Source organism: Gillisella vitis (assembly GCF_021559775.1).
Lineage (GTDB): Bacteria > Pseudomonadota > Alphaproteobacteria > Rhizobiales > Rhizobiaceae > Allorhizobium > Allorhizobium ampelinum.
Map to the genome: position 1 here is coordinate 326,211 of NZ_CP056047.1, position 23,084 is coordinate 349,294.

Annotated in this window: 20 protein-coding genes; 8 read left to right on the forward strand and 12 right to left on the reverse strand. The window is 59.5% G+C overall.

The features are described 5' to 3' along the window. The first annotated feature begins 65 nt into the window (after nucleotides 1–65). Nucleotides 66–296: a DUF2093 domain-containing protein gene (locus AVCG78_RS01490; protein ID WP_015915055.1), complete on the forward strand. Its 231-nt coding sequence runs from the start codon at nucleotides 66–68 to the stop codon at nucleotides 294–296. Between the two features lie 17 nt (nucleotides 297–313). On the opposite strand, the gene lpxK is transcribed toward AVCG78_RS01490, so the two are convergent. From lpxK to AVCG78_RS01520, 6 genes are all read right to left on the reverse strand, one after another. Beyond that, nucleotides 314–1,354: a tetraacyldisaccharide 4'-kinase gene (gene lpxK, locus AVCG78_RS01495; protein WP_071584974.1), complete on the reverse strand. Its 1,041-nt coding sequence runs from the start codon at nucleotides 1,352–1,354 to the stop codon at nucleotides 314–316. A gap of 10 nt (nucleotides 1,355–1,364) precedes the next feature. After that, on the reverse strand, nucleotides 1,365–2,105 hold the full coding sequence (locus AVCG78_RS01500) for an HAD family hydrolase (protein WP_071202455.1): 741 nt from the start codon (nucleotides 2,103–2,105) through the stop codon (nucleotides 1,365–1,367). Then, the gene (gene waaA / locus AVCG78_RS01505) at nucleotides 2,102–3,421 is read right to left on the reverse strand and encodes a lipid IV(A) 3-deoxy-D-manno-octulosonic acid transferase (protein WP_071202457.1); all 1,320 of its coding nucleotides are present in this window, start codon (nucleotides 3,419–3,421) and stop codon (nucleotides 2,102–2,104) included. The genes AVCG78_RS01500 and waaA overlap by 4 nt, the downstream gene beginning before the upstream one ends. Before the next feature lie 166 nt (nucleotides 3,422–3,587). Further along, nucleotides 3,588–3,824: a DUF4170 domain-containing protein gene (locus AVCG78_RS01510; RefSeq protein WP_015915059.1), complete on the reverse strand. Its 237-nt coding sequence runs from the start codon at nucleotides 3,822–3,824 to the stop codon at nucleotides 3,588–3,590. A 114-nt stretch (nucleotides 3,825–3,938) separates the two neighbouring features. Beyond that, nucleotides 3,939–4,751, reverse strand: a complete 813-nt coding sequence (locus AVCG78_RS01515) for a 3'(2'),5'-bisphosphate nucleotidase CysQ (protein ID WP_071202459.1) — start codon at nucleotides 4,749–4,751, stop codon at nucleotides 3,939–3,941. 42 nt (nucleotides 4,752–4,793) lie between these two features. After that, on the reverse strand, nucleotides 4,794–6,140 hold the full coding sequence (locus tag AVCG78_RS01520; RefSeq protein WP_071202460.1) for a TldD/PmbA family protein: 1,347 nt from the start codon (nucleotides 6,138–6,140) through the stop codon (nucleotides 4,794–4,796). Between the two features lie 211 nt (nucleotides 6,141–6,351). On the opposite strand from AVCG78_RS01520, the gene AVCG78_RS01525 reads away from it, so the two are divergent. After that, nucleotides 6,352–8,172, forward strand: coding sequence for a monovalent cation:proton antiporter-2 (CPA2) family protein (locus AVCG78_RS01525; protein WP_071202462.1), 1,821 nt, complete (start codon nucleotides 6,352–6,354; stop codon nucleotides 8,170–8,172). 150 nt (nucleotides 8,173–8,322) lie between these two features. On the opposite strand, the gene AVCG78_RS01530 is transcribed toward AVCG78_RS01525, so the two are convergent. From AVCG78_RS01530 to AVCG78_RS01540, 3 genes are all read right to left on the reverse strand, one after another. Further along, on the reverse strand, nucleotides 8,323–9,201 hold the full coding sequence (locus AVCG78_RS01530) for a patatin-like phospholipase family protein (protein ID WP_071202464.1): 879 nt from the start codon (nucleotides 9,199–9,201) through the stop codon (nucleotides 8,323–8,325). A gap of 169 nt (nucleotides 9,202–9,370) precedes the next feature. Then, nucleotides 9,371–9,931: a 16S rRNA (guanine(966)-N(2))-methyltransferase RsmD gene (gene rsmD, locus AVCG78_RS01535; protein ID WP_071202467.1), complete on the reverse strand. Its 561-nt coding sequence runs from the start codon at nucleotides 9,929–9,931 to the stop codon at nucleotides 9,371–9,373. 6 nt (nucleotides 9,932–9,937) lie between these two features. Continuing rightward, nucleotides 9,938–11,968 carry a pseudouridine synthase gene (locus tag AVCG78_RS01540; protein ID WP_071202469.1) on the reverse strand — a complete coding sequence of 677 codons (2,031 nt, stop codon included), beginning with the start codon at nucleotides 11,966–11,968 and terminating at the stop codon, nucleotides 9,938–9,940. A gap of 72 nt (nucleotides 11,969–12,040) precedes the next feature. Here AVCG78_RS01540 and AVCG78_RS01545 point away from each other — a divergent pair, with 72 nt between their 5' ends. Next, nucleotides 12,041–12,490: a nucleoside deaminase gene (locus tag AVCG78_RS01545; RefSeq protein WP_071202471.1), complete on the forward strand. Its 450-nt coding sequence runs from the start codon at nucleotides 12,041–12,043 to the stop codon at nucleotides 12,488–12,490. Between the two features lie 55 nt (nucleotides 12,491–12,545). On the opposite strand, the gene AVCG78_RS01550 is transcribed toward AVCG78_RS01545, so the two are convergent. After that, nucleotides 12,546–13,523 (reverse strand): MBL fold metallo-hydrolase, encoded by a 978-nt coding sequence (locus tag AVCG78_RS01550; protein WP_071202473.1) that lies wholly within the window; start codon nucleotides 13,521–13,523, stop codon nucleotides 12,546–12,548. Between the two features lie 398 nt (nucleotides 13,524–13,921). Here AVCG78_RS01550 and AVCG78_RS01555 point away from each other — a divergent pair, with 398 nt between their 5' ends. Continuing rightward, the gene (locus AVCG78_RS01555) at nucleotides 13,922–15,343 is read left to right on the forward strand and encodes a DHA2 family efflux MFS transporter permease subunit (protein ID WP_015915068.1); all 1,422 of its coding nucleotides are present in this window, start codon (nucleotides 13,922–13,924) and stop codon (nucleotides 15,341–15,343) included. An 83-nt stretch (nucleotides 15,344–15,426) separates the two neighbouring features. On the opposite strand, the gene AVCG78_RS01560 is transcribed toward AVCG78_RS01555, so the two are convergent. Continuing rightward, entirely contained in the window at nucleotides 15,427–15,960 is a 534-nt protein-coding gene (locus AVCG78_RS01560; RefSeq protein ID WP_071202477.1) for a PRC-barrel domain-containing protein, read from the reverse strand. Nucleotides 15,961–16,209: 249 nt separating this feature from the next. Further along, nucleotides 16,210–17,106, reverse strand: a complete 897-nt coding sequence (locus tag AVCG78_RS01565) for an SMP-30/gluconolactonase/LRE family protein (protein WP_071202479.1) — start codon at nucleotides 17,104–17,106, stop codon at nucleotides 16,210–16,212. A gap of 778 nt (nucleotides 17,107–17,884) precedes the next feature. On the opposite strand from AVCG78_RS01565, the gene AVCG78_RS01570 reads away from it, so the two are divergent. The 4 genes from AVCG78_RS01570 to AVCG78_RS01585 all read left to right on the forward strand — a co-directional run bounded on the left by AVCG78_RS01570 (nucleotide 17,885) and on the right by AVCG78_RS01585 (nucleotide 23,070). Next, nucleotides 17,885–18,625: a LuxR family transcriptional regulator gene (locus AVCG78_RS01570; RefSeq protein WP_409065487.1), complete on the forward strand. Its 741-nt coding sequence runs from the start codon at nucleotides 17,885–17,887 to the stop codon at nucleotides 18,623–18,625. 107 nt (nucleotides 18,626–18,732) lie between these two features. Continuing rightward, nucleotides 18,733–19,980 (forward strand): CmpA/NrtA family ABC transporter substrate-binding protein, encoded by a 1,248-nt coding sequence (locus tag AVCG78_RS01575; protein WP_234665094.1) that lies wholly within the window; start codon nucleotides 18,733–18,735, stop codon nucleotides 19,978–19,980. A 586-nt stretch (nucleotides 19,981–20,566) separates the two neighbouring features. After that, nucleotides 20,567–21,733 carry an iron-sulfur cluster carrier protein ApbC gene (apbC, locus tag AVCG78_RS01580; RefSeq protein ID WP_071202482.1) on the forward strand — a complete coding sequence of 389 codons (1,167 nt, stop codon included), beginning with the start codon at nucleotides 20,567–20,569 and terminating at the stop codon, nucleotides 21,731–21,733. Nucleotides 21,734–22,092: 359 nt separating this feature from the next. After that, nucleotides 22,093–23,070 carry a magnesium transporter CorA family protein gene (locus AVCG78_RS01585; RefSeq protein ID WP_060719157.1) on the forward strand — a complete coding sequence of 326 codons (978 nt, stop codon included), beginning with the start codon at nucleotides 22,093–22,095 and terminating at the stop codon, nucleotides 23,068–23,070. Nucleotides 23,071–23,084 lie beyond the last annotated feature (14 nt).

Sequence of the window (23,084 nt, forward strand, 5' to 3'; positions counted from 1 at the left end):
CGGTTTGGCACGTAACGGCAAGCAGTACAAAACGACAAGAACAAGAAGAGAGTTAGGACCACTCCATGAATCGCTTCGAAAGCCGTGGAAATCGCGAGGCCACGGTGAAATATCTGGATGCGGATTTCCAGATTACCTTTCCCGGCTCCTACGTGGTCTGCGCCATCACCGGACGGCCGATCACCATTGATGAGCTGAAATACTGGAGCGTCGATCGTCAGGAAGCCTATGTCGATGCGGCGGCCTCACTGGAAGCGGAAAAGCGCGCCGGAAACCTACCGAACCAGAAGCGGTAAGGGCAAGCGCCGCGCCATTACCGAGACCTGCGAAAACGATCCTGCGCCTGGTCTATCACGCGTGCTGGCACAGCCGGATCGTCGAAGATCATCTCGATTTCGATCACGGTGGATTTGGCCAGAAGTTCCTGTGCCCGGTCCTGACTTGCGCCCCGTAGCCGGGCCTGATCCTTTGCGGTCGTGACCAGCAGAAGATCGTTGGCCTCAGCCTCTTCGATCAGCTCGGCAATCGCTGCAGCGGACAAGGGCTGGTGATCGCCAAACCCTTTGGCCACGACGATGTCTCCACCCATTTCGCGCAGGGTGCGGTAGAATTTTTCCGGATCGGCAATGCCTGCATAGGCCAGCAGGCGCTGACCCCTAAGGTTTGGGCCGGGCAGGGGATGAAGCTGAGCGGTCAATACTGGCTTGCCCATTCGGGCCGCTCGCCGCACCATCGGAATGGCGGCATCGCCCTTGCCGACCACCAGCAGCATGTCCAGCTTTTGAAACTGGATTGCCAGCGGCGCCCGCAATGGCCCGGCGGGAAAGACGAAACCATTGCCGTCGCCTTTGTAACTGTCGGTCACCACCACGGCGCAATCGATGCGGATCTGTGCGCTTTGAAATCCGTCATCCATGATGATCAGGTCCATGCCTTGGCGCTCCAATTCTTTGGCCCCTTCGCGGCGACGCGATGCCACCACTGTTGGCGCCACTGAGGCGAGGAGTAGCGGTTCGTCACCGACATCCTTGGCGGTGTGGTGGCCCGGATCGACCAAGGTCGGGCGGCGGACCGTTCCACCATAGCCACGGCTGAGAAAGCCGGGCTTCAGGCCCATGGCAAGGGCGGCCTTGGCCAGAGCCAGGGCCGTCGGCGTCTTGCCAGCGCCGCCAAGCGTGACATTGCCGATACAGATCACCGGTAACGCGGGAGCATAGGCTGAAGACCCGCGCATGCGCCGGGCGGCAATTCGGCCATAGAGGAAAGACAGTGGCCACAGCGCCAGGGCAGGAAAGCCGGCTTTTTTCCACCAGTCGGTCTTTTTCCACCAAAAAGAGGGTGCATGCAGCTTCATCGGCTGCCCCTCAACCCAGGACCTGTTCAAGTCCGGTAATGTCGTTCAGGCAGAAATCGCTGCCAGCTTCCAGCGTCAGACGCGATCCGGTGCCAGTCAGCACGGCGATTGAAAGCCCGGCGCCTGCATTGCGGCCCATCAACAGGTCGTGATTATTGTCGCCGACCACGGCTACGTTTGCGGGGGCAAGGCCGGTCGCCTGGCAAAAGCCATGCACCATGCCCGGCTCCGGCTTGCAGCCGAACCCGCTATCGTAACCGGCAATGAAATCCACATGCGGCTCAAGCCCGAACCGCTGGACGATGGCGCGGATCGAGCGTTCGTTGTCTGAGGAGGCGATGCCGAGCTTCAGGCCGCGCTGTCGCAGCTTTGCAAACAGCGCACCAAGATCGGTCACCGGCACGGAAAGCTCGGCGGCATTGGCGAAAATCGCATCCAGCGCTTCGGTGAGATAATCGGCATCGAAGGGCGACCCCGCCTTGGCCAGTCCCTCGGCGATCTCACGGGCATTGCCCGCCGCCAGCAGGCTGTCGGGGACGACATAACCGCTTTCGGGGTCCATGCCGCAGGCGCCGAGCAATTGATCGGCCAGCGTCTGGTCGCCATCGGCGGCCATCAGTGCCAGTTGCCGGTTCACCGGCGCCCAACTGGCGTCGTAATCCAACAGCGTGCCATCCTTGTCGAACAGAATTCCGCCAATTTTAGGGGCTGATCGGGCAAGGTCATCAGTCACAGTGCCGCGTCCTATCATTCGCCCGCTGCCGTCTTCGGTTCGAGGCGTGCCTTGACGGTCAAGGGATTGATATAGGGTTCCATCGCCTTGATGGTCGCCGTCAGCGCGCCGCGCATGTCCTGCACGGCTTCCATGCCGGAATCGGACATTTTGTGACGCGCCAGGTGGTTATTCATCAGGAAATGTACGGCTTTCGCCAGGGTTTCGGCGTCGCGCACAACGCGGGCGGCACCATGGCGCACCAGGCGCTGGTAGCTTTCGCGGAAATTTTCCACATGTGGGCCACTCAGCACCGCGCAGCCCAGCACGGCAGGCTCCATCGGGTTGCCGCCGCCGCCTTCCTTCATCATCGAGCGGCCGACGAAGGCAATATCGGTCAGTCGCAGATAAAGCCCCATTTCGCCGATCGTATCGCCCAGAAACACATCGGTCTGCGGCGTGATCGGATCGTTGCGGCTGCGCCGGGCAACCGTCAGCCCCTGCTCGATCATCATCGCCTCAATCGCATCGGCCCGTTCGGGATGGCGCGGCACAACGATGCTGAGCTGGCCCATATGGGCTTTCAAAGCGCGGTGCACCATGGCGGCGATCTTTTCCTCGCCCTCGGCGGTGGAAATGGCCGCCCAGGTCTTGCGATGGCCAATCTGCCGCTCATAGCTGGTCAGGAGGCTGCTGTCGCAGGGGGGAGCATCGGTGTCCACCTTGATATTGCCGGAGACGCTGACCGGCCAGGCACCGAGATCGCGGAACCGTTCGGCATCGACATCCGATTGCGCCACGACCATGGCAAGCTTGGAAAACAGCGAGGCCGCCACAGCGGGGTGTCGCTTCCAGCGGGCAAAGGAGCGGTCGGAAATCCGGGCATTGACCAGGATCTGCGGGATCTGCCGGTCATGCAGGTCTTGAAGCATGATCGGCCAGATCTCGGATTCGACGCCGATCATCATGTCCGGCTGCCAATAATCGAGAAACCGTCGCACGGCGGGCAGGGCATCGATTGGCACATATTGATGGATGACGCCGTCCTGAAGACGGTCGCTGGCAATCTTGGCCGAGGTTGTCGTACCCGTGGTCAGCAGAACATTAATCTCGCAGCGGCGCAGTTCCCGCATCAGGGCCGTCACCGCCATCATCTCGCCGACGCTGGCGGCATGAACCCAGACCAGCGGTCCGCGCGGACGGTTAGCGGCAGCATAGCCGACCCGTTCCAGCCGCCGGGTGCGATCTTCCTTGCCTTTGGCGGCGCGAATGGACAGGAAAAGCCCTGCACACGGAAAGGCGACGATCCCTGCCCAGCGATAGGCGGTCAGTGCGATGCGTGCCAATGCGCTCATCCTTCTCCAACCTCAAATACGCCAAAGGGTCATGGCTGTGAGGCCGCGATCCGTCATCAGGCGTGTTTTTATCCGCAAACCGTCATGGTCCGTGGCGGCACCAAATGTCAGTCAAGTCTACGCTTCATCCGAAGCGCCATGGAAGATGACGCTTCGAGCCTTGGTATTATTGTTCGCCAGGGGTCAGCAGGCGATGCATATGCACAATGAAATACCGCATATGGGCATTGTCGACTGTCTGCTGCGCTTTGCTTTTCCATGCGGAAAGCGCTGTTGCATAGTCAGGAAAGATCCCGACGATATCCAATTCTTTCAGATCCCGGAATTGAACCTCAGCCAGATTGCTCAACTCACCACCGAACACCAGATGCAGAAGCTGTTTCTTGTCGCTTGTCTCGGTCATCTCATCTTTTCCATCATCATTGTCCCGCAGATGTCATCTGCTTGATTTTTACCGCAAGGTCAACCGCCGCCGCCCGACCTGCCATGCCGAGCGTTGGGTTGTTCATCCTGTATCTTATCGGCCCTTGTCGGATGCAGTCTCCGGTCCTGCCGAAAAGGCGGTCAGCAGTTCCGGCAGGACGGCGTTTGATCCGGCCAGAAGATGGCCGTGGCGCACCTGTGGCCGGTTGTAGAGCAGCGGCTTGCCGTGGATGTCGGTCAGCGCCCCGCCCGCCCGCTCAAGAATCAGATCGGCGGCGGCCAAGTCCCAGTCATGGGAGTTTTTCATCACCAGCGTAGCATCGATCCGGCCGTCCGCCACCAGTGCCAGACGGTAGGCGAGCGAAGGAATATGGGCGACCCGTTCCAGCCGTTCGCGCACGCCGTCCCGAAAGGCCTTGAGCAATTCGGCCGGTGTCGCGACCCGCAGGCTTTGATGGGGCAGGCGGTTGGCAACGGTGATTGCTTTGCCGTTTAGGGTTGCTTGCCCCTCGGCTGTCGCCAGAAAGGTTTCGCCAAGGGCAGGGGCGACCAGAGCAGCGGCCACCGGGCGGCCACGATGAACGACCGCGACGGACACGCACCAAGTCTTTTGACCGGCCAGGAAGGCGCGGGTGCCATCGATCGGATCAATCACAAAGACGCTGTCGCGGCTCAGCCGGCTTTCATCGTCGTCATTTTCCTCCGAAAGCCAACCATAGGAGGGGCGTGCTTCGCGCAGGATTTTTTCCAGCAGGCTGTTGGCGGCATAGTCTGCGGCGCTGACCGGTGATTGGCCCTCGTTTTTCCACCAGACATCCGGATCAGCCCCGAAATAGGTCAGCGCCACCTCGCCAGCCTGTCGTGCGGCCTCGGCAATGAGGTCGAGATCGGCTTGAAGATCCGGCATTTGGCTTGTGCTGCTCACCCTTTACGGTCCTTGTCGATGTAGTTATTTCCCTGCAATCGTCAGGCCTTCGATGGCAAGGGTCGGAGCCGCGACGCCGAATTTGCGGTCGATGTCATTGGCTGGCGTCATCGCCATGAACATCTGCTTCAGGTTGGAAGCAATCGTCACTTCCGACACCGGATAAGTCAGTTCGCCATTCTCGATCCAGAAACCGGAGGCCCCCCGGCTGTAATCGCCGGTGATCATGTCAACCCCATGGCCGATCATGTCGGTAATGTAAAATCCACTGGAAATCCCTGAAATCAGCGCCTCCGGCGTGATATCGCCAGGCTCCAGCGCCAGATTGGAGGAAGAGGGCGAGACGGACGTGCCGCCGCGCGCGCCGCGTCCATTGGTTTTCAAGCCCAGTTCGCGCGCCGCCGAGGTCGATAGGAACCAATGGCGCAAAACACCATCCTCGATCATCGTCAGCGGCTTGCCCATCACTCCTTCGCCATCGAAGGGACGCGAGGACGAACCACGCACCCGGGTCGGATCGTCGGTGATGCTGAGACCGGATTTCAGCACCTGCTGGCCCATGCGGTCGCGCAGGAAGGAGGTTTTACGGGCCACGGCAGCGCCATTGATAGCACCGGCGATGTGGCCGACAAAGCCACGTGCGACGCGCGGATCGAGCACAACCGTCAGGTTTTTGGCGGTGTCGGCCTTGCGCGGATTGATCCGTCGCACCGTGCGCTCGCCTGCGCGTCTGCCGATCTCTTCAGGACTGTCCAGTTCGGCGAAATAGAGGCGGCTGTCATAATCGTGGTCGCGCTCCATCGACGTGCCTTCGCCAGCGATGACCCCGGTCGAGCGGGAAAACCGCGAGGCCTGGTAGTGGCCGGAAAAGCCGTGCGAGGTAACGAGGACCAAGCCGCCCATGCCTGCTGATGCGCTGGCCCCCAGTGAATTGCTGACGCCATTGACGGCAAGAGCCGCCTCTTCCATGGCAAGGGCCGCGTCGCGCAGCGCATCGCTCGACACTTCGGTTGGGTCATAAAGTTGCAGATCCGGATAGGTCCGGGCCAGATCCTCTTCATCGGCAAGGCCGGTAAAAGGGTCTTCCGGCGAAACCCTCGCCATGGCAACGGCGCGTTCGGCCAGCGCCGTCAGGTCGAAGCCCGGATTGGCCGAGACGGAGGCGACGCGGTTGCCGATAAACACCCGCAGCGAAAAATCGTCGCTTTCCGAGGATTCGGTCTGCTCGACCTTGCCGAGGCGCACGCTGACCGAATGGGCGCGGGAGCGCACCACGACGGCATCGGCCCGCTCTGCTCCGGCTTTGCGGGCCAGATCGACCAGTTGATGGGCGCGCGACAAAAGATGTTCGGGGGAATTTTCAGATGACATGGCTTGGCCTTTCTCGTCACCTTCCTTTACTGCATAATTCCGTAAACCGGAATCGGTTTGAGGAGAAAATTATGCAGCAGGGATAAAGTGCTATGGCGACCTGATTGCACTCGATAGGGTGCGATGAGGTCGCTATAGTTTGCATTCCCTTCCGCATCAAGGGCAGACCAGTCGAACCCTGCGATAGAAGGCTTGCACCGGAAAGGCTAAGATGAGCACCGCACCGACCCTGTTGTTTACCGAGGCTCTCGTACTTTTGGGCGGTGCCGTGGTCGCCGCACCGATTTTCCGCAAGCTCGGCCTCGGCACGGTGCTCGGCTATCTGGCAGCAGGTGCCGTTATCGGTCCTGTCGCCCATGTCATCACCGGGGCGGAGGAAATCCTCTCGGTGGCCGAGCTTGGCATCGTTTTTCTGCTGTTCGTCATTGGGTTGGAGCTGAAACCCTCGACCTTGTGGAAAATGCGCGCCGATATTTTCGGCCTGGGCACAGCTCAGGTAGTGTTGGGCGGTGCATTGTTGACAGGGGTGGCGCTGGCCTTTGACCTTCTTGACTGGCGTGGTGCGGTGATTGCCGGTTTTGGCCTGTCGCTCTCTTCCACGGCGTTTGCCTTGCAGATTCTCAATGATCGCAGCGATTTGAACAGCCAATATGGCCAGCGCACCTTTTCCGTCCTGCTGTTTCAGGATCTGGCGATCGTGCCGTTGCTGGCGCTGATTTCCATTCTCGGCGCTCAGGCGGCACCTGCGCCCGGCTCACTGTGGATCGATATCGGTGTGGCCGTCACGGCGACGCTGGCGATGATCCTGGCAGGGCGCTACCTGCTCAATCCGCTGTTCCAGGTCATGGCCCGTACCGGCGCCCGCGAGGTGATGATTGCCGCCGCCCTGTTCATCGTGCTCGGATCGGCCATGCTGATGCAGGCGGTCGGCCTGTCCATGGCCATGGGGGCCTTTCTGGCCGGTGTCATGCTGGCCGAATCCTCCTATCGTCATGAGCTGGAAGCCGATATCGAGCCGTTTCGCGGCATTCTCCAGGCGCTGTTCTTCATGGCGGTGGGCTTGTCCGTGCAATTTGACGTGATTTTTGCCAATCTATGGCTGCTGGCTGTCGCCGTTCCGGTGGTGATGCTGATCAAGGCGTTGAGCATCTATGGCCTGTGCCGATTGGCAGGCTCCCGCCATGATGACGCCATTCGTATTGCCGCCATCTTGCCGCAGGGCGGTGAATTCGGGTTTGTGCTGTTTACCACCGCCGTTTCTGCGGGCGTGTTTTCCAGTGCGACGTCCTCGCTGCTGATTTCCATCGTCACACTTACCATGGCGCTGACGCCGGTGGTCGCGGCGCTCTCCTCACGGCTGTTGTCGCGCGACCAGCACGAGGAACTGGACGAGGATTTCGATGGTGCCGGTTCGGATGTGTTGATGATCGGCTTTTCGCGTTTTGGCCAGATCGCCGCCCAGGTCTTGCTGGCCAGTGGCCGGGACGTGACGATCATCGACGATTCCGCCGACCGTATTCGCCAGGCCGCCTCCTTCGGGTTTCGCATTTATTTCGGGGATGGCACGCGGCTGGACATGTTGAGGGCCGCTGGCATCGAAAAGGCCAAGGTGGTGGCGGTCTGCACCCAGAAGCGTGAAGTCACCGACCGGATCGTCGATCTGGTCGCCTCCGAATTTCCCCAGGCGCGGCTGTTCGTACGCTCCTATGATCGTGTTCACAGCCTGTCGCTTCGGGCCCGCAATGTCGAATATGAACTGCGCGAAACGGTGGAATCCGGCTTGAAATTTGGTCGCAAGACCATTGAGGCGCTGGGTGTCGATGAGGACATGGCAGAAGCCATCGAGGCAGATATCCGCCGCCGGGACGATGAGCGCCTGCGCATTCAGGCGGTGGAAGGCATCAAGGGCGGCGCCCATATGCTGTATAACAGGCCGGTCCAGCCGGAACCGCTGATCAAACCCAAGCGGGGACATGAGACGGAGAAAGATCAGGACAAAGAGAGGGAAAAAGACCGGGATACGGCTGCTTAGAGTTTGCCTTCGGAAAAGTGGAACCCGGTTTTCCCGAAAAGGCGGACTCTAAAGCGCGGCGCGTTTTATTGGATTCGGCAGAGCCGCGCTTTATCTTTTTTTGCGCATGTACGTTATCGTTCAACTGATCCCAGTTGAACGCGACATGCTCTAGCGCTGGGCGAGAAGCGCAAATTGCGCCTCCAGCGCCCGCTTGACCTCGTCTTTGACAGGGGCTGACACCTCGAAGATCTGTTTGGCCTTCATGAAATCCATCACGCCAAACCCATTGACTGGCGGGCGCAGGAAAATTGCCGGTGGGCCAAGCTTGAGTTTCAGGGCCAGATGCGATTGCATCATCAGCTGAGAGGCGCCGAACAGGCTGTCGATGCGGTTCGGGATATCGTCCACTCCGACCGGGCCGCCGACGATGTCGATGCCGATGACGATATCGGCAAGTCCCATCAGATGTTCATAAGGCACGGGATTGAAAATGCCGCCATCGATCATCAGCCGCCCGTTCAGCATGACAGGCATGAACAGGGCGGGAATAGCGGCGGAAGCCGCCAGCGCCTGATAGAGATCGCCGTCTTCGCTGACCTGTTCGCAATGGCCGTAATAATCGGTGGAGATCACTTTCAGAGGAATGCCAAGGCCCGAAAAATCATCGGGAATCCGGGATGGCAAGAAGGCGCGCAGAATACGTTCCAGATTGAACTGTCCCAACCGGAATCCGCCGATGGCGTGGCGCATGGTCGGCGGGCGCAGGCCCCAGATCCGCTTGAACACTTCATTGCGCTTGCCGACGGTTTCCAGCGCATGGTCGCGCATTTCGGCTGCCGACATGCCTGCCGCCTTGCCAGCCCCGATAATCGCGCCAATGGAGGAACCGGCAATCGCCACAGGTTCGATTCCCATTTCCTCAAGGGCTTCCAGCACATGAATATGCGCAAGGCCCCGCGCGCCGCCAGCCCCCAGCGCCACGGCAACCGTCGGCGTGCTGGGTCCTACCTCAACGAGGGATTTATGGGATTGGACATCCTGCGGCATGATTTCAAACGGACCTTTTGGAGCATTTCCAACACAAGCATCGATTGGCTTTCTGTCAGATATGCAAGAAAAATGCGAGAAAGCAGCCCGAAGCGTCTTGTGACATCGGAGACTGCTTTTCTCTGACAAACTCTATATCGCAGCGGATTTAAGAAATCGCGCTGCCGTTTCAACCCGGTCTATAGGTAAAGAATGAAATTCTTGTATCGCCGAAGATCCGCTCTTCCAGCAGAGCGAAGGCTTCGGGCGCCTGGACCAGGACATCGGCGCGCTCTTCCAGGAGAGCCAAAGCTCCAGGCACCAGCCAGCCGCCTTGGTGGGCAGCGGCAAAGGCCTTTTCGCCCAGGCCCTTGCCATAGGGCGGGTCGGCAAACAGCAGATGGAACGGTTCCATCGTGCTGACCGAACCGAGGTCGGTGGCATCGCGGCGCAAAATCTTGGCGCGGCCATGCAGGCCAAGATTGTCGATATTTTCCCACAGCAGGCCACGACCCTCGACGCTGTTTTCGACAAACAGCGCCGAACGGCAACCCCGCGACAGGGCTTCCAGCCCGATGGCGCCGGTTCCGGCAAACAGGTCGAGAACCCGCGTGCCATCAAGACATTCGGGATGGGCATGCATCAGGATGTTGAACAGGCTTTCGCGTGTCCGGTCGATGGTCGGCCGGATGGCGTCGGTCTTGGGCGTGGCAAGGCTACGCCCCCGAAATTCTCCACCAACGATCCGCATGTCGGCTTACCTCTTGCCTTTGGGGCCAGAGGAAGGGCCACGCGATGGGCCACGCCCTGCATCTGATCTGGTAGAGCCGGGTCTGGCAGAACCGGGCTTCCCGCCCGGCTTGCCACCAAAGGACGGCTTGTCGCCGGAAGCGGAACGGGATTTTGGCCGTCCGTCATAAGGCCGGTCGCCGGTTGGCCGCTCGGCTCTTTCTCCAGTGGGACGTCCGGAATAGGGGCGATCACTGCGGGCCGGAGCATCGCTGCGAGCAGGTCTTTCGCCCCGGTCCGGGCGATCTGCCCGTGTGGGCCACTGGCCCCGCGAAGGCCGGTCACTGGGCGCTGCACGCTCGCCACGCGCTGGCCGATCACCATAGGCAGGTTTGTCACCATATGCGGGACGGGCACCACGATCTGCGCCATCCCGCTTGCCGCCAAAGCCTTCGCCAGCGCGTCCGCCGCGTCCGGCTGGTTTGCTGTCGGGGCCTTCGGCGCGAATCCATTCGCCCTCGGCATCGCGGGCGCGGCTGACCTTGACGCGCAAATCCTTATCGTCGCTGCCAGCATACTGTCCACGATCCGGGTCGTGACGCGAAAGGCTCTTGGTCGGCGCGCCGTCCTTGGTGCGGCCATAACGCTTGGTCTGCGGTGCGCCATCGGGGCGGGCGCGGGGTCCGCTTTTGCGGGCCTCATCACTTGCCGTCTTCTTTTCAGACACTGGACGTGCGCCCGGTGCCATCCAGACATTGGCGGTGCGGCTCTGGCCAAGTGGCATGCGCTTCGGCTTGCCATCGCGGGCTGCATCGTCACCGTCACGGCCAGCCGCAGGTTTCCCCTTGAAGCCGGGCTTGCCGCCAAATCCGGGTTTGCTGCCGAAGGCAGGCTTTGCACCGTCGCGGCGGGTGTCGAGCCGGCTGAGAGCCTTTTCGCGGGCGTCCTCCCGGTTGTCGAAGCCGCGCGGCTTGGCTGGCCGTGTGTCCTTCTTCCAATTGCCTTCCTCGGCTTTCGCCTTGGCTTTCGGCGCAGGCGCATCGTCTTCCTCGGCGGGGGCGTTGGAATAGAGCGGCGCGTCGAAATTGGCCTTGGATTCCTCGATCAGGCGCGGACCGAGCTGGTCGCGCAACATGCGGCCACGCACTTCCTGCACTTGCGATTCGGGCAGGTCGCCGAGCTGGAACGGACCGTAGGAGATGCGAATCAGCCGGTTGACCTCAAGGCCAAGCGCACCGAGCACATTCTTGATTTCCCGGTTCTTGCCTTCGCGCAGACCCATGGTGATCCAGACGTTGTGGCCCTGGCTGCGGTCCAGAACCGCGTCGATGGCACCGTAGAGCACGCCGTCAACGGCGATGCCGTCCTTCAGTGTGTCAAGCTTGGCCTGATCGATCTCGCCATAGGCGCGCACGCGGTAGCGGCGCAGCCAGCCGGTGGTCGGCAGTTCAAGCACCCGCGCCAAGCCGCCATCATTGGTCAGCAGCAGCAGGCCTTCGGTATTGATATCGAGCCGTCCGATCGACATCACCCGGGGCAATTCCTCCGGCAGGTTGTCGAATACGGTCGGGCGTCCTTCCGGGTCCGAATTGGTCGTCACCAGGCCGGACGGCTTATGATAGAGCCAGAGCCGTGTGCGCTCGATGCCGCGAATGGGCTCGCCATCCACTTCGATCCGGTCGGCCAGCGTGGCGTTCAGCACCGGGCTGTCCAGCACCTTGCCATTGACGGCCACGCGGCCTTCCATGATCATGCGTTCCACGTCGCGGCGCGAAGCGATACCGGCACGCGCCAGCAGCTTGGAAATCCGTTCCGGCTTCAACGTATCCTCGCTGCCGGTCTTGGCAGCAGGTGTTGCGCTTTTGCGCGGAGCCGCATCAGGTCTAGGGCGCGGTGCCGCATCCGATTTGTCACGCGGTGCCGCATCGGCCTTTTCGCCAAATTTTTTCTGGGCACCAAAGCTTTTTGGGCCGGATTTGCCGGGTTTTTCGGCAGATGTCTTGAAGGGGCGGCCAGCGGGCTTGCTGCCCGGCCGCTTGAACTTTTCTTTATCGGTCATTTTTTGCTTGCCTGTCGTTTGCTGTGTCCTATCAGTTCGCGAAGGCTTGGTTAAGTGGAAAGTTCATGCATCATGACGCTGACAACCCGTTTCATGGATGTTGCCCTGGAAGAAGCCCGGCTGGCTGGCGCGCGCGGCGAGGTGCCAATTGGTGCTGTGCTGGTCAAGGACGGCGTCATTCTTGCCCAAGCTGGCAATGAAACCCGTGCCTTGCAAGACGTGACGGCCCATGCGGAAATCCTGGCGATCCGCCGTGCCTGCGCCATTCTGGAGGATGAGCGGCTGGCAGGCGCCGATCTCTATGTGTCGCTGGAACCCTGTACAATGTGCGCGGCAGCGATATCCTTTGCCCGCATCCGCCGTCTTTATTATGGCGCGCCCGATGAAAAGGGCGGGGGCGTCGACCATGGTGCGCGTTTTTACAGCCAGCCCACCTGCCATCATGCGCCGGATGTCTATGCCGGGATCGGCGAGACTGAGGCCGCCGCTCTGCTGAAGGATTTTTTCACCGCCAAACGGTGACGGAAATATCGCCGCGCCCCGAATGGGCGCGCGGCGGGCGGCGCGGCGCAAGCGATCAAAGATCGAACTGGTAGCTCTTCGGCACGAATCGGTAGCCGGTATCGAGCGTTTCGACATAGCCGACCGAGGGGAAGGGCATGTGATAGCCCAGGAAGGCGACCTTGTCGGTTGCTGCCATGTCGAACACCCGTTTGCGAGTGGCGGCGGCCTGAGCCTTGTCCATGTCGAATTTCACTTCCCAATCGGGCCGTTGCAGCGACAGCACGAAATGGTTGGCGGTGTCTGCGGTCAGCAGCAGGCGCTTGCCCTTGGATTCGACATGGAAAATCATATGGCCGGGAGAGTGGCCGAAAGCCGCCTCGCCGCGAATGCCGGAGACCACATCGCCGCCTTGATCGCCGAGGAAGGTAATTTTTTCAGCCAGCGGCTTCACATTGGCCAGAACCGCTTTTTGTGCACCTTCGGCTGGTGTTCCAGCCCGGGCGGTATTGGTCCAGAAATCATATTCGCGCTGCCCGGCGATATAGCGCGCCTTGGCAAAGGCCGGTTTGCCCTTTTCCATTAACCCACCGATATGGTCGCCATGCATATGGGTGAGGACGACGATGGTGACATCTTCGGGCGAATAGCCCGCGGCCATCATGCCTTCACTGAGCCTGCCCATACCATTGGCGCGGCCCTGTTCGCCCATGCCGGTATCAAACAGGATGACATCTGAGCCGGTATTGATCAGCACCGGCGAAAAACCGTTGACGAATTTGTCGGTCGGCAGGAAATTCTTCTCCAGCAGCGCCGAAACCGTTTCAGGGCTCTGGTTGGTGCCAAAGGTCTCGCCCGGCTTTTCGGAAACCCGCGTGCCGTCCTTGATGACCACGACTTCAAACCCGCCGAGCTGGAACCTGTGGGTCTCCGGGGGCATGGCATGATTGATATCCATCGATGTCTCCGCTTGCGCGAAAGCTGCCCGCGCCATCAGCGCTGGGGCCGACAAGGCGCCCAAGGCAGCCCCCGCGATCATTGTTCGCCTGTTCATTGAAACCATTACAACCTCCTCGTCCCCATTTTCATCGCTTACAGCCTCAACAGGTAGCGGCGGGTCTGTGCCGTTTCAATGGCGTCGGGGATGTTTTCTCCGGCTCGCCAGATTTTCGGGGAAAAATTATCCAGCAAACAGAATGAATTGCGACGAAGTTGACGGCTTGTAAGCGATGAGTGGAAATGCGTAACGTGTACGTGATCGGCAGGCTTATCGGGACGATAACGATTGTCAGGTATGGGATGAGAGGACTAGAAGGACGCGCCGGGTGAGGCTTTTCGTCGGGCCTTGATATGTACGCCTGGTGGTCTGTTTGTGACATTTGATCTTCGATGATGCCGCAAGGGGATATCAACTTCATTTCCAATGGCTGCCATCTTTAAAGAGTGCTCATCATGAATCGCATCGTTCCGCTCATCCTGGCCGTGGCCCTGTTCATGGAAAACATGGACTCCACGGTGATTGCGACCGCGCTGCCCGCCATTGCCAACGATCTCGGCGTCGGGCCGATCACGCTGAAACTGGCTCTGACGTCTTATATGGTGGCGCTTGCCATTTTCATTCCGGTCAGCGGCTGGATGGCGGATAAATTCGGGGCCAAGCAAATCTTCCGGGCGGCGATTGGGGTTTTTATCGTCGGGTCCGTTTGCTGCGCGATGTCCGGTTCGCTGGTGGAATTCGTCGCCGCCCGGTTTTTGCAAGGCATGGGCGGCGCGATGATGACGCCGGTCGCCCGTTTGGTTCTGCTGCGCACCAACAAGCGCGAGGATCTGGTCTCGGCCATTGCGCTGCTGACCATTCCCGGCCTTGTCGGTCCGCTGGCCGGGCCGCCGGTCGGTGGTTTTATCACCACCTATTTCACCTGGCACTGGATTTTTCTGATCAATGTGCCGATCAGCGTGCTGGGTGTCGTCTTGACGACAATTTTCCTGCCGGAAATCGAGCGGGTCGAAACCGCGCCGATCGACTGGACCGGATTTGCCCTGACCTCGCTGTCGGCGGCGGGCGTCGTTTTCGGCCTGTCGGTCATGAGCCTGCCAGCCTTGCCGCCGATTGTCGGTACTGCCGCAACTGTTATCGGCCTGTTGTGCGGCGTTCTTTATATAGTGCATGCCAGGCGCCATCCAGCACCGCTTCTGGATCTCACCCTGTTTCGCAAACCGGCCTTTCGCGCCGCCCAGATCGGTGGGACGCTGTTTCGGATTTCGGCGGGTGCCATTCCCTTTCTGATGCCGCTGATGCTGCAACTGGGCTTTGGCATGACACCGTTTGAATCCGGGCTGACCACCTTTGTCGGCGCCATTGGGGCGATCAGCACCAAATTCCTGGCGCGCCGGGTGTTTGCCGCTGCCGGTTTTCGCAGCGTCCTTATCGTGGCGGGCGTCTGCGGCGCCGCGACCACCTTTCTCAATGCCTTTTTCACGCCGCAGACCCCGCATGCGCTGCTGATGTTCTTCCTGCTGATGGCTGGTTTCTGCCGCTCGTTTTTCTTCACCGGCACCAATGCGCTGGGCTATGCCAATATCGACAATAACGAGGCCAGTCAGGCAACCTCAATTGCCTCGGTGTTGCAACAGATCAGCCTGGCGCTCGGCGTTGCCTGCGCGGCCTTCGTTCTGGAGATCAGCACCATGCTGACCGGTGGTCATCTGGATCTTGCCGATTTTCATGTGGCCTTTGCCGTCGTGGCCTTTTTGTCGCTGGCCGCCGTCATTCCCTATATCTTCATGGACAAGAATGCCGGTGCCGATGTGTCCGGCCATCGGCAGCCCTTGGCAGGTGGGGCCGCCACTGCGGAAAACCTGAGCGCCAAATAAAGTGTGGGCAATAAAAAAGGCGGGAGCCTTTCGGTCCCGCCTTCTCTCTATTGACGCTGGCCTGTGGGGCCACTGTGAAATGCTTACTTGGTAACGGTTGCCGGCGTGGAGGCAGTGGTGCCTGAATCGGCCTTCTGCTCTTCCAGCGTCTTGAATTCCGGAGCGGACTTCAGCGTCTCAGCCGTTTCCGTCGTTGTCAGACGCAGCTTGTCTGCATTCTGCGCATCACGGGTCACTGTAATCTTGCTAACGGGAACGGCGACATTCTTTTCGCCGATGCCCAAGAAGCCACCAACGCCGATCACAGCTGCGACAAGGCCGCCATTCTGCTGCATGATCAGATCCTTGATCTCACCGATGCTCTTGTCACCAGCATAGACGTTCTGGCCGACATAGTTGGATGCGGCCAACTGGTCGCTGCCCTGCTGGGTCAGATAGGTATCCATGGCAGCCGACGCGCCAGGCGTGGTCATTGCAGGGGCGGTGCCGGTGCTTGGAGCAGTTGTGGTGGTGCCGGGCGTTGCTGGTGTCGTTGCACTCTGCGCAAAGGCCATTGGCGCGACAACAGTGGAACCCATGAGTACGGTTGCTGCTACAAAATTAAGGGTCTTGTTCATCTTAAACCTGCCTTTCGGTCTTTGTTTCGTGTCGGACTGAGGGAGAGCTAGTCGCTCATGAAAAGTGTGTTTTCATGAGCGTGAGTGACTGGCTCTCTGCTCGGCTCGGTAGTGAAATGCCCGAAAGAGGCAGGAGTTCCGATAATATTCTGCATTTTATTTCTGCAAATTGACGGAACTTTAGGCATAAAAATGAGTTGGGGCGCGCCTCGTTCAAAGACCAAGGGTTGAGGAGTGTGAGGCTGGGCTTTACAAGCGGAAGCTTGGCTCTTGTCTGCCCTTGACCGCGATATCGAGGACGAAGGTCTTGCCACCATGGGGATCTGCGGCCAGGCCATCGGCGTCGAGCCCTTCGGTGGCGGAGGTGACCAACAGGCGGTCGGCCTTGGCACCGATAAAGGCCGGGCAGGTGGTTTGGGCAGCGGGAAGCCGGTAGCGCGCCAGGTGCTGTCCTGTTCTATCGTAGTTATCGACGGCGCCAACGCCCCAACGGGCATTCCACAAGCCGCCCTCGGCATCGCAGACCGCACCGTCGATGCCACCATCCTTGCCGCGTCCGTCGATATGGACGGATGGCGTCCCGGTCGGAAGGCCGGTTGCCGGATCGAGACTGACCTTCATCAGCGTATTGACCCGCGTGTCGACATAGTAACCGAGGCTTCCATCCGGCGAAAAACAGATAGCGTTGGGAATGCTGATGCTATCATAAAGACGGGTCACCTTGTCGCCCGCCACATGATAGATCGCACCAGCCCCATCGGCTGCCGTCTTGCCCATCGTGCCGATCCATAGCGCGCCGCAAGGATGGACCCGCCCGTCATTGGAGCGATTGCCGGGCCGTTCCGGTTCCAGCGCGGTCAGCAAAGTCAGTTCGCCGCTGGCAATGGCGCGGATGAAAATACCCTGTTCTGTCGCCAGAATCTGGCGTTCAGCATCGATTGTCGCCAACGCGCTGGCCATCATCGGCAGATCGTGGCGGATCGTTTCGCCCGTGGCAAACCGATGCTCGATCAGCCCCTTGCCGAGAATGTCGAACCACCAGGCGGTGTCACGCGCGACGTCATAGGTCGGGCCTTCACCCAGATGCAGGCGGGTATCGACCAGGACGGTGCTGGAATACGCTGTTTGCAAGATGGTCTCCTTCATCCAATCGCTGTGGCTCTCTTGTCTACTGCATAATTTTTGAAATCGGAATCGATTTAAGGAGAAATTATGCAGCGGATATAAAGCACTACAGCGAATCTTTGCCGCCATATAGGGCGCACGGCGCTGTAGTGCCTTCCAGGGAAAGTGGAAACCGGTTTTGCCAATCGCGTTTCATCTAGACCGCAGAGAACGCGATTCGAGCCGCTCGGATGGTTCCACGACAGCCGATTTGGTACGAATGGCAATGCCAGGCAAAATAAACTGCGTGCGATGACGGCGGTTTCACATCCAGGCCGGCATGGCCGTCGTATTGGTCAACGTCGCGCAAGCAAAACAGGGAATACTTGATGTGCGAACCTGTTTTGTGGCGTTGGCCTATTTCGCGGCTTAGACGATAGAATTTTCTAAAAACCTGGTTTCAGCCCTTGGTATTGGCAGGATGGTCGATCTATAGGATGGGCAATTGCGTTCGGGTGGGCATCGTTATCGCCAAACGATAAGACCGGGAGCCTTTTTCTGTTACGGCAGGACTTAAATAAATGACCGGAAAATAAATGAATGGCCGGAAGATAAGTGAATGGATAGAGGGCTTCGTTAAATTATTCAGGACTGGCTTTTTTAGTTATCAATGTTTTTGGCTGTAACTGCCGGAATGCAGTCGGCATTCAATTTTCGCAATGTCCGGCTATAGCAGGTCTGCAACGGGTTGCGACGCGGTCGCGATATGTAAAGAGAACAAGGCTTTTTATCGATGGGTGACGATCTGGTCCATATGGCAATGGTTGCCGAAGATGCGGCCTCGAAATTTGCGACGGCAGAACGCTATGTGCGCGAATTAAGTGGCTATAAGACCCAGTTTGACGTTTTCAGGCTGATGAAGCGGTTGACTGACTTTTTCGGCGCCAAGGGTTTCATGGTCATGAATGTGCCTTCGGCTGGTGCAAAAACTTTGACCGGCAGCTCGGTCATCACCAACTGGCCTGCTGATTTTCTCAGCGAATACGACATGGCGTCCCTGCTGTCGTCCAGCCCGATGTTCAACCGGTTGCGCAACACCTCTATACCTGTTGTTTTCGATGTGCATGTGGTCGCCCGTGAACGCGATCCCAAGACTGTCGAGCTGGCGACGGACCTGTTTTTGCGGTTTGGCATGCCGCGCGGCGCCTGTTTTCCGGTTCATGATGCCCATGGCAACCGGGGCGCTGTCAATATTTGCGGTGAAATGCCAGCCTTTTCCTTCGTTGACATGGTGCTGCTGCACTATCTGGCCGGGCATGTGTTCAACCGACTTGCCGAAATTCGCGAACTGGATGCACGGGTCACCGAAACGCTGACGGAGCGCGAGATCGAATGTCTGACCTGGACGGCGGCGGGCAAGACCTCCGTTGAAATCGCTGAGATCATGGGCCTGTCAGAACATACGATCAATCATTATCTCAACCGCGCCACCCGCAAGCTGGATACCGTGAACCGCACCCAGGCGGTCGCGAAGGCGCTACGGTTGAGCCTGATCAAATAGGCCTGATCAAATAGGAATGCGTGAGACATCTTCGATGTCTTGAATAATGCATCCGAAGGACGGCCTTCTCCGGCAGGTGCAACTTGCCTGAGGCGGCGGTTTGCGGCATGTATGCTGCAATGGGTCAGCACATCTCTTTGCATGTCACTCTTGGCTACATGCCATGTCTCGATAGCGCCCCGCTGGTGGCTGCGGTGGAAAAAGGCTTTGCCTCCGACGAAGGCCTGACCCTGCGCCTGGTGCGCGAAACTTCCTGGGCTCAGATCCGCGACCGCCTGACGGTCGGCCATTTCGATGGCGCGCACCTGCCGGCCCCCTTTGCGCTGGCAGCCAATCTCGGGTTTTCGCCGCTGGGCCCCGCTCTGCTGGTCCCCATGGCCCTCAATTTGGGTGGCGGCGCGTTTACTGTGTCGAATGCGCTTGCAACAGCCATGCAACGGGCAGGCTGGGAAAGCCACCTTCTGGAGCCGACGGCGGCGGGCGCTGCACTGAAACGAGTGGTGGAGGAACGCCGCGCTAAGTCCCTGCCGCCTTTGCGGATTGCCGTCGGCGATACCCATTCCAGCCAGGCCTATTATCTGCGCTACTGGCTTGCTGCCTGCAATCTGGACTGCGGCAGTGAGGTCGAAATGGTCTCATTGCCATCGCCGCTGATGGCGGATGGGCTTGGCGCGGGCGTGCTCGACGGATTTTGCGCGGCGGAACCGTGGAGCAGTGTCGCAGTGGACCGGCAGGTCGGACGCATTGTTGCTGCGACCGCTGCTATCTGGCGCGGCGGTCCGGACAAGGTTCTCGGCATTAGCAGGCAGTGGGGCGAGAACAATCCCGCCGCGCTCGATGCGCTGATCCGAGCGCTTTACCGCGCCGCGCAATGGTGCGGCAATCCCGGCAATACCGAGGAACTGGCCGGTATCATGGCGGCCCCCCGCTATCTCGGTGTCGAAGGCCGGCTTTTGTTACCCGGCCTGACCGGCGATCTGGTAACCGCGCCGGGAGAGGTTCAGCCGCTTGAGGATTTTCTGGTGCTGGAGCGCAAGGCCGCCAATTTCCCCTGGGCCAGCCATGCCCTGTGGTTTTATAGCCAGATGGTGCTTGGCGGTCACGTTGTCCATGCCCGCGAGCGGATTGCCACGGTGCTCGAAACCTATCGCCCGGATCTTTATCGCCGCGCCCTCAGGCCGGTCTTCGCCGCCATGCCAGGCGCCAATATCAAGGTGGAGGGGGCGATGGCAGCAGCCGATTATGTCGGCGCCAGCAATGGCCGTTTGCTGCTTGGGCCGGACGGATTTTTCGATGGACGGGTCTTCGACCCTGACCGGCTTGATGATTATCTTGCCGCTTCGCTAGTGGAATGAATTTGACATTTGATATCCCCCTTGCGGCACCCTCGAGGATCAAATGTCAAATTCTTAAATTCCACTAGAAACAGAGACTTGCTCGTGGTCCTGACGATTCCGACATTTGCTCTCGAGGGTGCTGCAAACGGATGCAAATGTCGGAATCGGACCACTAGCGGTTCCGAGAAATTGAGATTGCAGCACAGAAACCCTATGACGTGAGCGCTCAAAGCGGTGGCGCGGCTGTTTTTTAAGCAATTGCCGGAATGGCGCGGCTGGATTGTGGTGATTTCTTCAGCCAATTGGCGGCATCTCCAGTGATTTGACAGGATTTACCGAGTGAAAAGCCCAATCTTTCGAGTTGGCACGGTTTGTGCTTTCAATACAGCAACAGGGTCCAGAGGGGACTTGGAGAAGGGCGGTCTGGAAATCGCCCTCACAAAACGCCGCCTTAACCGTGCCTCAGGGCAATGGTTTTGGCGGCGTTTGTTTTTGGCTCTTCCGTTGCAGGCGATAAAACCTTATTTGAGCGTCACTCACACGTTTCGTCGGGCGCGGACAATTTCCAGTCGAGTGTCCCGGCCTTCACCAAGGAAGCGGATCCATGACGCTCGATAAAAACACTGTTCTTGAAGCCTTGAAGACCGTGCGCGGCCCCGATCTCGAGGGCAATATTGTCGATCTCGGCATGGTATCGGACGTGTTCATTTCCGACGCCAAGGTCTATCTCTCCATTAATGTTCCGGCTGAGCGCGCCCGGGAGTTGGAGCCTTTGCGCCAGGCGGCGGAGCGCAGTGTCAAGGCGCTTGCCGGCGTCAAGGGAGCGCTTGTCAGCCTGACAGCCGAGCGCAAGGCCGGATCGCCGTCAACGCCACCTGCACCCTCGGCACCCAATCCTTCCCACTTGCATTCCCATTCACACGGGCATTCTCATGCACCGGCCCCAAGCCAGCCGGCCCGCCCGGCCAAGGCCGGTATTCCCGGCATCGGCGCCATCATCGCGGTGGCTTCCGGCAAGGGTGGCGTCGGCAAATCCACCACGGCGGTCAATCTGGCGCTGGCCTTGCTGGCCAATGGCCTGAAGGTCGGCATTCTCGATGCCGATGTCTATGGTCCGTCCATGCCGCGCCTGCTTGGCATTTCCGGGCGACCGCAGCAGATCGACGGGCGCATTATCGTGCCTATGGAAAATTATGGCCTGAAGGCGATGTCCATCGGCTTTCTGGTGGATGAGGGCACCGCGATGATCTGGCGCGGCCCGATGGTGCAATCGGCGCTGATGCAGATGTTGCGCGAAGTGGCCTGGGGCGAGCTTGACGTGCTGGTGGTCGATATGCCGCCGGGTACGGGCGATGCGCAATTGACCATGGCCCAGCAGGTGCCGTTGAGCGGTGCGGTGATCGTCTCGACCCCGCAGGATCTGGCGCTGATCGATGCCCGCAAGGGTATCAACATGTTCAAGAAGGTCGAAGTGCCGGTGCTCGGCGTCATCGAGAACATGAGCTATTTCATCGCTCCCGATACCGGCGCTCGTTACGATATTTTCGGTCATGGCGGTGCGAAGGCCGAAGCCGAAGCCATTGGTGCGCCATTCCTGGGTGAAGTGCCGTTGACCATTTCCATCCGCGAGCATTCCGATGCCGGAACCCCTGTCGTGGTTTCCGAGCCGGAGAGCCCCCAGGCGCTGGTGTATCGTGAGATCGCCACCCGCGTCTGGCGCGAGGTCGAACGGCATTCAACAAGACAGGCGCCGACCATTACCTTTGAATGAGATCAGCACAGGATAGAGCCGCCGTTGCAGATTGATACTGCAACGGCGGACCGCACGGTTGTAGGGTTCCGGCGGAAATGCAACAGGATCTCGCTACCCTGGCGGATGCTTTGTAGGTGATGTTTCCTCAGGTTGCATTGATCAGGATCAAATGCCTGCGCGCAATTGCCCTTGCCATCCTGACGGCAGGTGCTATTGCTTGCCCGCTGAGCATGGATCATGGGCAGGCAACAGTCTTGCGGCGGCGGGATGGTCCTTATGCATGCCGGCAAGGGTAAATCATCGCAGGTTTTCATGGGTGTCCATGGGAGTGCTGCGGCTGGCGGCGATGTCCGTCATCGGGCAAAGGTGTCGAACGTTTGATCAAAGCTTACAGGTGTGACGGGACGGCGGATATGATCCTGCCCAGCGATGCGCCAGCGGTGCTGGACAAAGATGTTCTATGGCTCGATCTTCTCAATCCTGACAGGACCGAGGAGGCTTTGGCCGAGCGCTTGCTGGGCCTGCCGCTTCCCACCCGTGACGACCTCAAGGATATCGAGCCGTCCAGCCGATTGTATATGGACGATCATGGCGTTTACATGACCGCATCGCTGCTCTGCAAGGCCGAATCGGACCTGCCGCATCTGGCCGATGTCGCCTTCATTCTGGGCGGTGGCCGGCTGGTTACCGTGCGCTACGCCGAGCCCCGCGCCTTTGGCCTGTTTACTGCGGCCCTCAGCCGCAATCATGCCCATTGCACCTCCAACGCCGTCATGCTGGCGCGACTTTTGGAAACGGTGGTCGATCGCACCGCCGAAATCCTGGAAATTGCCGGTATGCGGGTCGATGCGCTGTCCGGCGATGTTTTCGTCGATCGCAGCCGGACCAAGCGCCGCGCGGCGCGATTCCTGGAAGACCGGCTGTTCGATATCGCCAGCCATCACCGGCTTGTCAGCAAGACGCGCGATAGTCTTGCATCCCTGTCGCGGTTGTCGTCCTTCCTGCTGTCGGTGGAGCCGTTCAAGACGAGTGGTGAGCCGCGTGATCTGTGCAAGGTCATTTCTCACGATATTCAATCCCTGTCCGAACATGCCGGTTTCATCGCCAGCAATATCAGTTTCATGCTCGATGCCTCGCTTGGCCTGATCAATGTCGAACAGAATTCGATCATCAAGATTTTCTCGATTGCATCGGTGGTGTTTTTGCCGCCGACGCTGGTCGCTTCCATCTATGGAATGAACTTTCAGGTCATGCCGGAGTTGACGTGGCTGCTTGGCTACCCATTTGCTCTGATCGTCATGGTTCTGTCTGCGATCATTCCCTTCCTGTTCTTCCGCTCGAAAGGCTGGCTCTGAGAGCCTGTAAGATT